We start from the raw sequence: 13,534 nt of genomic DNA, 5'->3' as shown, positions 1-13,534 counted from the left end.
AATAGTCGTCACCTTAAGTTACTTGACGCACCTGTTCCTGTTACCTAAACTCCGTTTTGTTCGAGTTGTTCGCTCGCCAGCGGCCGATGCGCGACCGGGCAGGAACAGTCGGGAATGTGTCTCGAAAAACACTGGGTGTCATGCGATGCTGCGCGATCTCCGACGAACGCGGCGGCATTCAAAAAGCGTCAGCGAGGGGGTGTGATGAGTCAGGTTTCGATGCGTTCGGCGCAGTGGGAGATCAGTGCCACCCTGCCGGTCCGGTATGAGGTTGTGGAGAGTGTCGGATTGCTGGACCCGCAGAATCAGAGTCTCCTCCGACGGCTCGACAATGCCGCGAGCAATGCGCCTCGGGTCGTGGTTGTCGACGATGCGATCGCACGATTCTACGGCGACCAGATCAAGGCGTACTTCGAAGCGAACCGGGTCGAGATCAACCTGTTCGTGCTCAATGGCTCCGAGCAGCACAAGGGCATGGACCAGGTGCTCGACGTGCTCAGCGCGCTCAATGCCGCAGGAACCCAGCGGGTGAGCAACCCCCCGATCGCGATCGGCGGCGGCGTCATGCTCGACGTGGTGGGTCTCGCCGCGAGTCTCTACCGTCGAGGGATCCCCTATGTCCGGGTGCCCACCACGCTGCTCGGCCAGGTCGATGTCAGCGTGGCCGCGAAGACCGGCGTCAACTTCGAGGGATACCGCAATCGGCTGGGATCCTACAGCCCGCCGCCGCGCACCCTTATCGACCGGAAGTTCCTGGAGACCGTGCCAGAACGACAGTTGCGCAACGGCATGGGTGAGATCCTCAAGATGTCCCTGATCAAGGACCTGATGCTCTTCGAGCTGTTGGAAGAACACGGAGCCGACCTGATCGACCAACGGTTCCAGCGGCCGGGCGTGGCCGACGAGGTCATCCGTAGGTCCATCCAGGGGATGGTCGAGGAACTGGAGCCCAATCTCTGGGAGAGGAACCTCATCCGGGCCGTCGACTACGGGCACTCGTTCAGCCCACTGGTCGAGATGCGTGCCCTCCCCGAGTTGCTGCACGGCGAGGCTGTGGCGCTGGACTGCATCTTCTCCGCCGTGTTGGCCCTGCGCCGTGGCTTCCTCAGTCGTTCCGACGTCGACCGGGTGATCCGGGTCGCGCGCCGCCTCGGTCTACCGGTGTGGCACCCGTCGTTCGGGGATGTCGATCTGCTGTGGGCGGCCCTCAGCGACACCGTTCGCCACCGGGATGGCGCACAGAACCTCCCGGTGATGTCGCGCATCGGTGCCGCACGATTCCTCAACGACGTGACGCCCGGCGAGCTCGCCGAGGTGGCCTCGGTCATGCTTCAGTGCGTCGACGACTCCCAGGAGCGGGGCGCCTCCGCAGAGAGCCACGCATGAGTGCTGCGGCAGAGCAGGCAGCGGCTTCACTCGCCTTGCGGGCGGATGTCGCCCAGTTCGCCGGGCGGGTGGCGGTGGTGACCGGCGGAACCGCCGGGATCGGTCAGCACGCCGCGGAGGTGTTCGCGGCGTTGGGCATGAAGGTTGTTGTCGCTGCCCGTTCCGCCGAACGAGGCCATGCCGTAGTCAAGAGCATCCGAAGCCAAGGCGGGGAGGCATGCTTCGTGCCGACGGACGTTGTCGACACGGAGCAGGTGCGCCACATGGTCAGGACTGCCGTCGAGACGTACGAGCGGCTCGACTTCGCCTTCAACAACGCCGGTGTGGCGCACGGCGGTAGCATGGCCGACCTCACAGAGCAGGCGTTCGACGAGACGTTCGCGGTCAACGTCCGGGGTCTCTGGCTGTGTATGCAGCAGGAGCTGCTGGTCATGAGGTCCCAGGGATACGGACGGATCGTCAACAACATCTCCGTACACGGATTCCGGACGGTCTTCCCCGGGGTGGCCGCCTACGTGGCGGCCAAGCATGCCGCCGTCTCGTTGACCCGGATCGCCGCGATCGAGCATGCCGTCGACGGCATTCGGGTCAACGGGGTGGCACCCGGCCCCATCGACACGCCGATGTTGGCGGCCTCTGAGGCCACCGTCGGGGGCGCGACAGCCTGGAAGAAGCTGATCCCGGCCGGGCGTGTTGGCAGACCGGAGGAGGTCGTCGGGACGGTCTTGTGGTTGCTCTCCGACGCAGCCTCCTACGTCACAGGTCAGGTCTTGGCGGTCGACGGCGGGTTCCTCGCCGTATAGGCGGCCATCGGGCACACGAAGTCTGGAGCCAGCCATGAACACAGCACCGTCCGAACGATTCGACTATGTCGTCGTCGGGGCCGGCACGGCCGGCTGCGTACTCGCAGCGCGACTTTCCGAGAATCCACACAACAGGGTCCTGCTGTTGGAAGCGGGCCCGGCGGCCGACGATCCGCGGATCCACCGACCGTCGGCCTGGCACCAGTTGCTGGGCGGTCCGTTGGACTGGCAGTACCGGACTGAACCGCAGGAGCAGTTGAACAGGCGTCGACTGGACTGGCCGCGTGGCCGGGTGGTTGGCGGGTCCGGCGCCATCAACGCGATGGTCCACATCCGCGGGAACGCCTGCGATTATGAGGAGTGGCGTCGGTGGGGTGGCGATCTCTGGACCGCCGACATCGTGCTGGGCAGCTTGCGCCAGATCGAATCCAGTGCACCGTATCCCGGCTACGGGAGCATCGGCATCGCGACCAACAGCCGGCCGCACCCGTTCGCCGTTGCCTTCGTCGAGGCGGCACAGAAGTGCGGGCTCCGCCACAACGAGGATTTCAACGCCGGCGCCCAGGAGGGCGTCGGGTTCTACCGGACCACCCGGGTGGGTCGTCGGCGGCATCACACAGCTTCGGCATACCTGGAACCTGCCCGGGCGCGGGCGAACCTGGTGGTGCGCTCCGATGCGACTGTGCGTAGGCTCCGAATCTCCGGTGGGCGAGTCACCGCGGTCGAGTACCTCCGGGCGGGAGAGGCGCGGTGCGCCACCAGCGAGCGCGAGGTGGTTCTCTGCGCTGGTGCCGTTGCCAGCCCGCAACTGCTCCTGCTGTCTGGCATCGGACCTGCCGAGCAGTTACGCGGCCATGGGATTTCCGTCGTCGTGGATCTTCCCGGGGTCGGCGAGAACCTGCACGACCACATCCAGGTGGCGGTGTCGTATCCGACGGCAGGGTCGCACCCCCTTTCCCCGGAGTCCAACCTGGGGGAGGCCGGCGGCTTCATCAGCAGCCGGCCCGGACTGCCCGCCCCGGACATCCAACTGTCTTTCGCCCCGATGCTGGGTCTCAACCACGCCAGGGACCTCGGTGGCGGGTTCACCATTGGTCCTGCGGTCACCCGGCCATCGAGCCGAGGACGAATGTGGCTTCGCTCGGCGGACCCGGATGAGCACCCCTGTCTCGATCCTCGCTACCTCTCCGATCCCATGGATCTGGAGACTCTCGTCGAGGGGGTGCGGATCGCCCAGGAGATTGCCGAGACCTCACCGCTCGCCGATCTGATCACCACCGCGCCGCAGTGGCCCGCCACCCGTCGCGAGCGTGAGCAGTTCGTACGGGCCAGCGCGCAGACCCAGTTCCATCCCGTCGGGACGTGCCGTTTCGGAACGGATCGTCTTGCCGTCGTCGATCCCCGCCTCCGCGTGCACGGCGTTTCGGGGCTGCGGGTCGCCGATGCGTCAGTGATTCCGACCATGGTGACCGGCAATGTGCAGGCGGCGGTGTTCGCGGTGGCTGAGCGGGCCGCCGCCATGATCGGCGAGGAGGAGCAGCCGTGACTACGACGGACGGCATCATTCGATGGGGTGTTCTGGGTGCCACCAGCTACATCGCAGGGCTGGTCATGCCCGCCATCGCCGGCCAACCGCACTGCCGGTTGGTCGGGTTGGCCGGCCGGTCCCAGCACGCCGACCGGGTAGCCGCCCTGGCCGACGAGTACGACGCGACCGGCTATCCCGACTACCAGGCGCTGCTCGACTCGCCGGACATCGACGCGATCTATGTGGCGTTGCCCAACTCGGCGCATGTCGAGTGGTGCGAACGGGCATTGGCCGCCGGTAAGCACGTGTTGGTGGAGAAGCCGTTGGCAATGAGCGTGGCCGAGGCCGAACGCATCGCCCGGGCTGCCGAGCGCGCGGACCGCCAGGTGATGGAGGCGTTCATGTACCGCTTCCACCCACAGCAGCGTCGGGCTGCCGAGTTGCTTGCGTCGGGCATCATCGGACAGTTGCGGGTCGTTCGGGCCAGCTTCGCCTTTGAGATACCCAGTGGTAGTGGGAACATCCGGCTCGATCCCGCCTTGGGCGGCGGGGCGACGTGGGATGTCGGTTGCTACCCGGTCGATGTTGCTCGGCTCTTCTTCAATGACCGGCCGATCAGCGCGTATGCCCAGTTCACGGTGCGCGCGGGCGAGTCGGTGGAGACCAGTGCGGTCGGCGTTCTCGACTTCGGGGAGGGACGTCGCGCGGTGCTCGACTACAGCATCGACTACGGACCCCGAGCCTGGTACGAGTTGCAAGGCGGCACCGGAAGTATCACCGTCCACAATGCGTGGGCCATGGGTGACGAGCCTGGACGGTTGACCGTTCGGACCTCCGATGGCCCGCGCGAGGAGACGCTCGACGCCCGGGACCACTATGCGGAGGAGGTGGCGGCGTTCAGCGAGGCACTGCGGCGTGGTGCGGTCGTCCCGCATTCCTTGAACGAGTCGATCGGAACCGTGTCGGCCTGCGCCGCCCTGCTCAGATCTGCGGCCACCGGCTCGGCGGTTCCCATAGATAAGATTGACGGCAGGGGCGATGAGGTGTCTGGGTCGCTGAGGTGGCGCTGATATGTGCCGGCCGCGGAAGGAGACTTGATCGATGACGATGCCGAGCGGGACCCTGTCGGGACCGGACTACGTGGGGTGCCTCATTTTCGATTGGGACGGAACCCTGGTGGACACCCAGTCGGCCAACTATCGGGCCATGTCCGGCATGCTTGCCGGGTACGGCATCGACGTGACGGAACCATGGTTCGTCGCCCACGCCGGGGTTTCCTCCGCCGAGATGATCGAAATGCTCGTCAAGGCGCACGGTCGGGGGCTGCCAGTGTCCACGGCGCAAGCCGTACGCGAGCGCGATGCGCTCTTCCTCAGCCAACTCGACACCGTCGCCGTGAAGTCGCCCGTCGTGGATGTCGCGTTGCGCAATCGGGGTCGGGTGCCACTGGCAGTGGCCTCCGGCGGATCCCGCGCCGTGATCCAGGCGGGCATGCGTGCCACCGGGCTGGACGGCCTCTTCGACGTGCTGGTCGCCCGGGAGGACGTTGTCGCGGGCAAGCCGGCGCCGGACCTGTTCCTACTGGCTGCCGAACAGCTTCAGACGGACCCGGAGCTCTGCCTGGTGTTCGAGGACAGCGACGACGGAGTCCTGGCCGCCGAACGGGCCGGCATGGCGGTGATCGACATCCGGACCACCACGCCACCGTGGCGCGTGGTCACGGGTGTCTCGTAAGTCGGCGCAGGCGCTCGCTCTGCAGCGGCTTGGTGTTTTCCCGTCAGGATGACGTGTGGTGCACATCCCCGCTGATCTGGGATGTCCGTCGAACCGGAGCAAGTATGCCAGACGAGTACGAAGCTGCCTGGAGCGCCCGCCAGGACCGGCAGCCAGAGGCGACTGTCGATCAGGTCGAGCCGGCTGGCGGCACCGTGGTCCCGTCTCCGGGAAGCCGAGGGGTCTCACCACGTTCACGACCGTGTCCCCCGAACATCATCGAGAACCAGAGCCTGAAACCCGACCCGGTTGTTCAGGTCCTTGATACGAAGGATTCAGGGTCTTCGGACCAGCGCTCCCCACGTCTCGTCCGAGACGTCCACACCTGGCTGTTGTACGGCACTCTCGGCGTGCTGGGCTACCTGCTCAACGGCATGGGCGCCGTCCTGGGGCCGTTGCAGCGTGAGCTGAACGTCGACCGCGCCGCAGTGGCCTTCTACCCCAGCCTGTTCGCCTGCGCGCTGCTCATCATCGGAGTGGTGGGACACCGGGTGACCATCCGGTTGGGGCACCGGGTGTCCCTTTGGGTGGCCCTGTGCGGGCTGGCGACGGGCGCGGTTCTGCTGACGACGCAGGCTCGTGCGCTGACCCTGTTCGGTGCGGCCCTGCTCGGCTTGGCCGGTGCGCTGGTCGTGCAAGTGGTGCCCGCAGCGCTGAATGTTCGCCAGCCGCAGAACGCGGCGGCGGCTGTCGCGGAGGCCAATGCCATCAGCAGCTACGCCTCGGTGCTGGCTCCCGTCGCTGTCGCGACAGCGGTGCTGGTGGGCGTGGGCTGGAGGGTGGGCTATCTGCTGCCCGTGCTGCCGGTCGCGATAGCGATGTTGTTCGGTGTGCGGCGCCTGGCGGACCGGGAGCAGCCCGGCCCGACCGACGCGCCACGGACCGGCCTGGGGCTGGAGCCGGGGCCGCTGTTGGGACGTTGGACAGCGCTGCTGTTGGCGGTCAGCGTGGAGTTCTGTCTGGTCTTCTGGTCTGCGGACGCTTTCAGCGAATGGCACCGCGTCGGAGCCGCTGTGGCGCCGGCCCTGGCTGCGCTCTTCCTGCTCGGCATGGCGATGACGCGGACGGCGGCCGCCCGCGTCACGGCCGGCCGTCACCCGCTGGGCATCGTGGTGGTGGCCTGCGGCGTCGCGATCGTGGGCTTCGCGGTGTTCTGGGCTGCGCCGGTCACGGTGCTCGCTGCGGTCGGCCTGTTGCTGACCGGATTGGGAATCTCGCTGTTGTACCCGATGACCCTCACCCGGGCGGTCGCGGCCTGGCCGCACGCCCCGGACCGAGCCGCCGGAAGGGCGGCACTGGCTTCGGGTCTGGCGATCGGCATCGCTCCCCTGGCGCTCGCCAGGCTCGCGGATCACGTCGGCCTGCGTGCCGCCTTTCTCATTGTGCCGGTGCTGTTGGTGGTCCTGGGCGGGCAGGCGGCCCTGGCCCTGTCGGGCGGTCGTCGTCCCCGCTCGTTGTAGCTGGTGCTCGTGGCCCCCGTGCTCGCCCTGCCCTTGCTCATTCTGCCGAGGGCTGGGGGCCGTCAGATGCTGTGGCCCCCAGCCCCGCTCCGGTGGTCAGCGGTGGCGGCGGTGGGACGCGCGGCTACGCGTACGTCTCGAACTCCGCGACCTTCGGCGTGCCGTTCGCGGCGGTGATCTCCAGGTTGATCTTCTTCAGCGAGGTCGGGCTGAAGGACACGAGGCCCACCCCGTTGCTGCCCGAGGCGAGGACCGCGCCGGTGTCGTTGTTGACCAGTCGCCAGGAGCGGATGACGCCGGTGGCGCCGGAGGCCTCCCGGATGTTCACCGAGCCGACCCGGACGGCGGCGTCCCACTTGACCGAGATCCGACCGGTCGAGCCGGAGGGCGACCAGTAGGTGCCCAGGTTGCCGTCCAGCACGTTGCCGTAACTGGTGCCGTCAGCCTTGCTGGAGCCGTCGGCGCCGGCCCCGAGGCTGAGGTTCGTGCCGCCCGGGTTGGTCGGGCCCGGCGTCGGGGTGGTCGGCCCGGGGGTCGGGCTGGTCGGCGCGGGCGTGGTCGGCGCCGGGGTCTGCGGCGTGCAGCTGCCGTCGGACACCTGCAGGCCCTTGTTGGCGCCGGCCGTCTGGCGCACCAGGTTGGGCACGCAGTTGGCCCCGTCGAGGCGGTAGGAGTAGGGGATGCTGACGGTGGTGGTGGAGGTCGGGTTCGGCCCCGCCGGGTAGTTCTCGTTGCCGGTGCTGGACCAGGTCACGTTGTCGAAGATGTTGCCGGCGACCTGCCAGGAGCCGCGCTCGTTGGTGTAGAAGGTGCCCAGGACGTCCTTGGAGTCCTTGAAGTAGTTGTTCTCCACCTTGGCCTTGGCGCCGGCTCGGGAGTTGATGCCGGACTCGCGCAGGTTCACGTAGGAGTTGTTGTACATGTGGGCCGTGGCGCCGCGCAGCAGGGGCGCGCGGGAGTCGAGGTTCTCGTACAGGTTGTGGTGGAACGTGATGTAGTTGTTGCCCAGGTCGCTCTCGCTGGAGCCGACCAGGCCGCCGCGGCCGGAGTTGCGCAGGATGCTGTAGGACAGCGTCACGTACTGCACGTTGTCCTTCATGTCGAACAGGCCGTCGAAGCCCTCCGCCTCGCCGCCGGAGGCCTCCAGGGTGACGTGGTCGACCCAGACGTTGCGGACGGTGCTCTCCATGCCGATGGCGTCGCCGCCGTTGGAGGTGGGCGAGCCCGACTTCTTGACGTTCCGGACGGTCACGTTCTGGATGATGATGTTGCTGGAGTCGCGGATGTGGATGCCGAGCTGGTCGAAGACCGCCCCGCTGCCGACGCCGACGATCGTGACGTTGCTGATCTGCTTGAGCTCGATCAGGCCGGCGTTGGTGTTGCAGCTGTTGCCCGACACCTTGGCGGTGTTGCCGTGGTTGATGGTCCCCTCGACCTGGATGATGATCGGGGTGCTGCTGCTGGCCCGGGTGCACAGCGCCGTGTGGATCGCGGTCCCGGTGGTGGCGCGCACCGTCTGCCCGCCCGCGCCGCCGGTGGTCCCGCCGTTCTGGGTCGCGTAGCCGGTCACGCCGCCGGTCGCCGCCGACGCCTGGGGCGTCGGCAGTGCCACGCAGATCGCGGCCCCGATGACCGTCGCGGCCACCGCCGCGTGGAGTCGCAGTGGGACTGGTCGTCTCATCCTTGCCTCGCCTTCGATGTGTTCCTGGAGGTGGTACGCCCGGCGACTGCCGGAGGCGACGAGGAGGCCCCCGCCCTGGGACGTGGTCTACGGGAGCCCGTCGCCGTCGACATGTCGACGGGCGGCGTGCTGCGTCTTCGTCATGGCGTCCACCTCGTTCCGGTGCGTCGGCGTCCGGTACGGGACCCGCCCGCGACGGACCGGTGGAGGTGGCAACATGCGCAGGAGATCGCACCGGACCGCGGCGATGATCGCCGCCGACCGACCGGACCCGCGTCGCCTGGAAAGCGCTTTCCGACACCGAGGATAGGGATCGGTGAATGGGTATGGCAAGGACGTGTCCGCTTTGTGCGGTAAAGCTCCCGGTGCTCGCCGCCGCCACAACGCCTGTCGTCGAACGTGGACACTTCGTGTCACCGGGCGACCACGACCGGCCAAGATCGCGTCGGGGGTCGGCCCGGTAGGGTGGGGGGATGCTCGATGCGCCTCCGCCGGTGGCCGGCGGGGGGCCGTCGTCCCGAGGGGGCGGCGCGTCCGGCGGCGGGTCGTCGTCCGGTGGCGGCGGCGCGTCCGGCGGGCGGCCGGCGGCGGGACGGGTCGCGGCGGGGTTGGCCGGGCGGTGCGCACGGGTCACCCGGTCCCGGCCCTTCGAGATCGCCATCGTCGTGCTCATCCTGGCCAACGGGGCGGTGCTCGGCGTCGAGACGTACCCGCACCTGGGGTCGGCGCGGCCGGTGCTGCGCGGCCTGGAATGGGCCTTCCGGCTCGCCTTCGTCGCCGAGATCGGCGTGCGGGTGCTGGCCTACGGCCGTCGGCCGCAGGACTTCTTCCGGCACGGCTGGAACGTCTTCGACTTCCTGGTGACTGCTGCGATCTTCGTGCCCGGCCTGCACGGTGACTCCGCGTTGCTGCGCGTCGTCCGGGTCGCCCGGATGCTACGGCTGGTGCGCTTTTCGCCGGGCCTGCGCACGATCGTGGCGGCGTTGTGGCGCAGCCTGCCGGGCGTCGCCGGCTTCCTCGCGCTCGCCGGCGTGACGCTCTACGTGTACGGCATGGCCGGCTGGCTGATCTTCGGCCGTTCCCAGCCGGAGGAGTACGGCGACATCGGACGGTCGCTGCTGACCCTGTTCGTGCTGCTGTCGCTGGAGACCCTGCCCGACCTCGTGGCGCAGGGCATGGCCCTGTCGCCGTGGACGCTGGTCTACTACGTCAGCTACGTGATGATCACCGTCAACCTGCTGCTCAACATCCTGATCGCGGTCATCGTCAACTCCATGGAGGAGGCCCGCCGGCTGGAGATGACCGAGCGGCTGGCCCCGGACTACGACGCCGACGGCGACGGCGTGCCCGACGAGGTGGACCGGATCGCGCTCACCCAGCGGCTCGACGACCTGCGGGCCGTCATCGCCGAACTGGAGCGGGAACTGCGCATCGACCGCGACGACAGGCCGTAGCGCCATCCGGGCCGGCGGCCCGGCGGGCGACGACGCGGCGGCGCGCGCCGGCCGGTGGATCGACGCGTGCCGCCGCCGGGAGCGTCACTGCTGGATCGGCTGCCCGTCGTTGCCGCAGATGTAGCCGTCGACGATGCAGGTCTTCACCCGCCGGGCGAGCTCCGCCTCGTCCCAGGCGTTGAAGAAGTCGCCGTGGAACGTGTAGCCGGGGGCGGTGGTCACGTTGGCCCCGTTGCGGATGCCGGCCAGGCTGAGCCCGGTGCCCCGCACGTCGTACGTGATGAGGAACTCCAGCCGGGGCACGGGCACCGGGTGGCTGGCCGGGCAGGTGCCGCCCACGCCGCCCAGGCCGAACGCCATGTGGCTCTTGTGGTCGGGGCTGTCCAGGTTCTTCCCGTCCCAGCAGGTCGGGAAGTCCAGGTACGTCTCCAGCTTGGACCCGGCCGGGCAGACCGGGAAGTCGCCGCTGGCGGCCGGGATGCCGACGCAGTTCCACCGGGCGGCGGGGTTCTCGCCCGCGCTGGTGGCAAGCGGGTTGCCCACCACGATCCGCAGGCCCTGGGGGTGGGGCTTGACGTTCGCCCGGTCGGTGAGGCCCTGGTAGTAGATCCGGACGCTCTGCGGCTTCTGCGCCACGCCGTTCTGGTAGAGCGTCGGCACCCAGTACGCGGACTTGTCGGCCACCGGGTTGCAGGTCGTCCCGCCGGCCCGCAGCGAGGCCAGGTCGGTGTACGCGTTGGTCGTGGTGTTGCCGAAGAACTCGTGCGTGTGCGAGGCGCCCGGGCGGCCCCACATGACGATCGGGTCGTCGCCTGCCCGGCCCTTGCTCGGGCAGTCGGCCCGGAACTCGGAGCCGCGCACCGGCGCGAGCTGGAGCTCCAGGGCGGCGGCCTCCTGCTCGGGGCTGAGCGCGTACGCGTGACCGGCGTGGCTGCCGGCGGCGGCCGGACCGCCGGTCGCCGCCCGCGCGTCGACGACGTCCCGGTCGGCCAGCACCCCGCCCGCGACCAGGGTCAGCAGCGCCACGGTCAGCGCGCCGACGCGGCGCAGGGGCGGGCGGGGGATCGGGCCGGCGTCTCGGCGCCCTCGGATGAACCGCATGCTTCCTCCTCGCCCGGCGCACCGGGCGCCGGCCCGGGATCGCCGGGCCGTAGACGGGACGGATGGGAGAGCGCTCTCTGCGTCATTGATAACCGAACGCAGTTATGCCTGTCAATCTGAGTGACGGTGTGCCAGGTCCACTCCGGACGGTCCGGTTCCGGGGCGCCCGGCGGGCGGGGCGGGACGGCCGGCGACCGCGCAGGTCAGAGGGCATAGACCCGCGTGGGTTCACCACGTCGAGATCGACTCGACACGCCGCCGACACTGCTCGGTCCGACAGTGGGCGCATCATCTCCCACCCCAGGAGGAGCACCCCTTGGCGCCCACCCCACCGACCGACGCCGAACTGGACGTCCTCATCCGCGCCCGGCTCGCGTCCCTCGGCATCGACCTCGACCAGCTCTCGCCCGGCACCACCGCCGACCCGCAGACCGGTTCGCCCGGCCGCGACTCCGTGCTGGCGTCCCTGCGGTCCTTCGTGCGGGGCACCGTCGGCACGCTCGCCGCGTACCAACTGCCCGCCCCGGCCGGCACCGACCCCGTCGTCGCCATGGCGCTGTCCCAGCAGCCCGCCCCGATGCTCTACCCCTCGATCAGCACGGAATGGCGGCAGTGATGAGTGAAGCCCCCGCCGATCGTGGCGTCGACCGCCGCGCCTTCCTCGCCCGCACCGCCGCCCTGGCCGCCGCGTCGGCGGTCGGCGGCGCCGTCGGGCTGCCCGCCGTGGCCTCGGCGGCCGGTCCGACCCGAACACCCCTGATCACGGCCGCGAAGTGGAACCCGGCGCTGGACGTGCCCAACGCCTACGTCAAGCCCCGCCCGGAGGCCGTGGCCGACCCCACCGAACTCACCGTCGCCGAGGCGGCCTGGCTGATCCGCGCCGGCAAGCTCACCCCCGCCAAGCTGGTCGAGGCGTACCTGGCCCGCATCTCCACGTACGACGGCACGTACCAGGCGTTCAACCTGGTGCTCGCCGAGGCGGCGGCCAAGGCGGCGGCCGCCCTGGCGAAGAAGCCCCGGCGCGGCGCCCTGCACGGCATCCCGCTGGCGATCAAGGACAACTACTACACCGCCGGGGTGCCCACCACCGCCAACTCCTACCTGTTCGCCGACTTCCGGCCGCCGTACGACGCCACGGCCGTGTCCCGGCTGCTCGCCGGCGGGGCGATCGTGCTCGGCAAGACCCAGATGGGGCCGCTGGCCACCACCCGGGCCACCACCCCCAGCGGGGTGGTCACCACCGTCAACGCGTGGACCCCGACCGACAGCCGCACCGACCCCGGCGGCTCGTCCACCGGCACCGCCACCGCCGTCGCCGGGCGGCTCGCCGCCTCCGGCACCGGCACCCAGACCGGCGGCTCGATCACCGCGCCGTCCAACGCGCAGAACCTCACCGGCCTCAAGCCGACGATGGGCCGCGTCTCGCTGCACGGCATCATCCCGCTCAGCTACACCCGCGACCACCCCGGCCCGCTGGCCCGCGACGCCAAGGACGCGGCCATCATGCTCACCGCGATGGCCGGCGAGGACCCCGCCGACCCGCGTACGCAGGGCCTGCCCGGGGTGCCGAAGCTGATCGACGCGGCCACCCCGGCGTACTCCGGTGGCAAGCTGAAGCTGCGCTGGAAGACCCGCATCGGCGTGCTGCCGGGCTTCACCGCCGGCACCACCGAGACGGCGGCGGCGCGGGCCGCGTACCTGGCGAAGCTCGCCGCGATCCCCGGCGCGACCGTGGTGGACGTGCCGCTGCCCGACGAGTGGGACCTGCTCACCGGCGGCGCGTTCAACAACGTCCGGCTGCCCGAGCGCAGCGAGCCGTTCATGCCGTACCTGCGCACCGACCTGCGCGGCTTCGGCGTGTCCGTGACGAGCTGGCTGCAGGGCGCGCTGCTGGGCGCCAACGAGTTCATCACCGGCCAGCGGGCCAAGCTGCTGCTCATGGAGCGGGTGCTCGACCAGCTCTTCGCCTCCTGCGACGTGGTGGTGCAGACCAGCCCGGTGCCGTTCGACATCCTCGGCCTGCCGGAGATCGCCTTCCCGATCGGCTCCACCGCGGCGGGCGGGCCGATCGGCACCATCCTCGGCGGCCTGCCGTACGGCGAGGACCGACTGTTGTCGGTGGCGGCGGCGTACCAGGCGGTCACCGACTGGCACCGGCGGCGTCCCGCCGACCCGCCGGCGGCCCCGTCCGCCGCGGCGCGCGGCCTGGCGTCGGCCGCGGCCCCCGCCGCCCTGCGGCTGACCGCCGAGGAGGTCGCCGAGCTGGCCCAGTGAACCCCGTCGTCGCCGGCCCGCCGCCTCCGGGCGGGTCGGCGACGACGGCAGGCGACCCCCGTGGCGTCCGAATT

Annotated in this window: 11 protein-coding genes; 9 read left to right on the top strand and 2 right to left on the bottom strand. The window is 69.9% G+C overall.

The window, feature by feature from the left end; all coding sequences use genetic code 11:
* Window positions 1-204 precede the first annotated feature (204 nt).
* The 6 genes from GA0070558_RS26640 to GA0070558_RS26615 all read left to right on the top strand — a co-directional run bounded on the left by GA0070558_RS26640 (window position 205) and on the right by GA0070558_RS26615 (window position 6,950).
* Window positions 205-1,386, top strand: coding sequence for a sedoheptulose 7-phosphate cyclase (locus GA0070558_RS26640; RefSeq protein WP_218107112.1), 1,182 nt, complete (start codon window positions 205-207; stop codon window positions 1,384-1,386).
* Window positions 1,383-2,189: an SDR family NAD(P)-dependent oxidoreductase gene (locus tag GA0070558_RS26635; protein WP_091284628.1), complete on the top strand. Its 807-nt coding sequence runs from the start codon at window positions 1,383-1,385 to the stop codon at window positions 2,187-2,189. Before GA0070558_RS26640 ends, GA0070558_RS26635 begins: the two co-directional genes overlap by 4 nt.
* A 34-nt stretch (window positions 2,190-2,223) precedes the next feature.
* Window positions 2,224-3,735: a GMC family oxidoreductase gene (locus tag GA0070558_RS26630; RefSeq protein WP_091284626.1), complete on the top strand. Its 1,512-nt coding sequence runs from the start codon at window positions 2,224-2,226 to the stop codon at window positions 3,733-3,735.
* Window positions 3,732-4,787 (top strand): Gfo/Idh/MocA family protein, encoded by a 1,056-nt coding sequence (locus GA0070558_RS26625; RefSeq protein ID WP_218107111.1) that lies wholly within the window; start codon window positions 3,732-3,734, stop codon window positions 4,785-4,787. Before GA0070558_RS26630 ends, GA0070558_RS26625 begins: the two co-directional genes overlap by 4 nt.
* Window positions 4,788-4,818: 31 nt before the next feature.
* Window positions 4,819-5,451 carry an HAD family hydrolase gene (locus GA0070558_RS26620; RefSeq protein ID WP_218107110.1) on the top strand — a complete coding sequence of 211 codons (633 nt, stop codon included), beginning with the start codon at window positions 4,819-4,821 and terminating at the stop codon, window positions 5,449-5,451.
* Window positions 5,452-5,840: 389 nt separating this feature from the next.
* Window positions 5,841-6,950 carry an MFS transporter gene (locus GA0070558_RS26615; RefSeq protein ID WP_176734387.1) on the top strand — a complete coding sequence of 370 codons (1,110 nt, stop codon included), beginning with the start codon at window positions 5,841-5,843 and terminating at the stop codon, window positions 6,948-6,950.
* Between the two features lie 124 nt (window positions 6,951-7,074).
* On the opposite strand, the gene GA0070558_RS26610 is transcribed toward GA0070558_RS26615, so the two are convergent.
* Window positions 7,075-8,631 (bottom strand): pectate lyase family protein, encoded by a 1,557-nt coding sequence (locus GA0070558_RS26610; RefSeq protein WP_091284623.1) that lies wholly within the window; start codon window positions 8,629-8,631, stop codon window positions 7,075-7,077.
* A gap of 473 nt (window positions 8,632-9,104) precedes the next feature.
* Here GA0070558_RS26610 and GA0070558_RS26605 point away from each other — a divergent pair, with 473 nt between their 5' ends.
* Entirely contained in the window at window positions 9,105-10,085 is a 981-nt protein-coding gene (locus tag GA0070558_RS26605; protein WP_091284621.1) for an ion transporter, read from the top strand.
* Between the two features lie 84 nt (window positions 10,086-10,169).
* Here GA0070558_RS26605 and GA0070558_RS26600 read toward each other — a convergent pair whose 3' ends face one another.
* The gene (locus GA0070558_RS26600; protein ID WP_091284619.1) at window positions 10,170-11,186 is read right to left on the bottom strand and encodes a DUF1996 domain-containing protein; all 1,017 of its coding nucleotides are present in this window, start codon (window positions 11,184-11,186) and stop codon (window positions 10,170-10,172) included.
* 316 nt (window positions 11,187-11,502) lie between these two features.
* On the opposite strand from GA0070558_RS26600, the gene GA0070558_RS26595 reads away from it, so the two are divergent.
* Together GA0070558_RS26595 and GA0070558_RS26590 are read left to right on the top strand one after the other, a co-directional pair.
* Window positions 11,503-11,802, top strand: a complete 300-nt coding sequence (locus tag GA0070558_RS26595) for a hypothetical protein (RefSeq protein WP_091284617.1) — start codon at window positions 11,503-11,505, stop codon at window positions 11,800-11,802.
* Window positions 11,802-13,460 carry an amidase gene (locus GA0070558_RS26590; RefSeq protein WP_256092139.1) on the top strand — a complete coding sequence of 553 codons (1,659 nt, stop codon included), beginning with the start codon at window positions 11,802-11,804 and terminating at the stop codon, window positions 13,458-13,460. Before GA0070558_RS26595 ends, GA0070558_RS26590 begins: the two co-directional genes overlap by 1 nt.
* Window positions 13,461-13,534 lie beyond the last annotated feature (74 nt).

The sequence above is a fragment of the Micromonospora haikouensis genome (assembly GCF_900091595.1).
Classification (GTDB): Bacteria; Actinomycetota; Actinomycetes; order Mycobacteriales; family Micromonosporaceae; genus Micromonospora; species Micromonospora haikouensis.
Note: the sequence above shows the minus strand (reverse complement) of the source record. Positions and strands in the feature narration are given on the sequence as shown.

What these genes read in the sequence shown, in the direction of transcription:
- GA0070558_RS26640 (WP_218107112.1), top strand. Translation starts at nt 205, where the DNA reads ATGAGTCAGGTTTCGATGCGTTCGGCGCAGTGGGAGATCAGTGCCACC.
- GA0070558_RS26635 (WP_091284628.1), top strand. Translation starts at nt 1,383, where the DNA reads ATGAGTGCTGCGGCAGAGCAGGCAGCGGCTTCACTCGCCTTGCGGGCG.
- GA0070558_RS26630 (WP_091284626.1), top strand. Translation starts at nt 2,224, where the DNA reads ATGAACACAGCACCGTCCGAACGATTCGACTATGTCGTCGTCGGGGCC.
- GA0070558_RS26620 (WP_218107110.1), top strand. Translation starts at nt 4,819, where the DNA reads ATGACGATGCCGAGCGGGACCCTGTCGGGACCGGACTACGTGGGGTGC.
- GA0070558_RS26610 (WP_091284623.1), bottom strand. Translation starts at nt 8,631, where the DNA reads ATGAGACGACCAGTCCCACTGCGACTCCACGCGGCGGTGGCCGCGACG.
- GA0070558_RS26605 (WP_091284621.1), top strand. Translation starts at nt 9,105, where the DNA reads ATGCTCGATGCGCCTCCGCCGGTGGCCGGCGGGGGGCCGTCGTCCCGA.
- GA0070558_RS26600 (WP_091284619.1), bottom strand. Translation starts at nt 11,186, where the DNA reads ATGCGGTTCATCCGAGGGCGCCGAGACGCCGGCCCGATCCCCCGCCCG.
- GA0070558_RS26590 (WP_256092139.1), top strand. Translation starts at nt 11,802, where the DNA reads ATGAGTGAAGCCCCCGCCGATCGTGGCGTCGACCGCCGCGCCTTCCTC.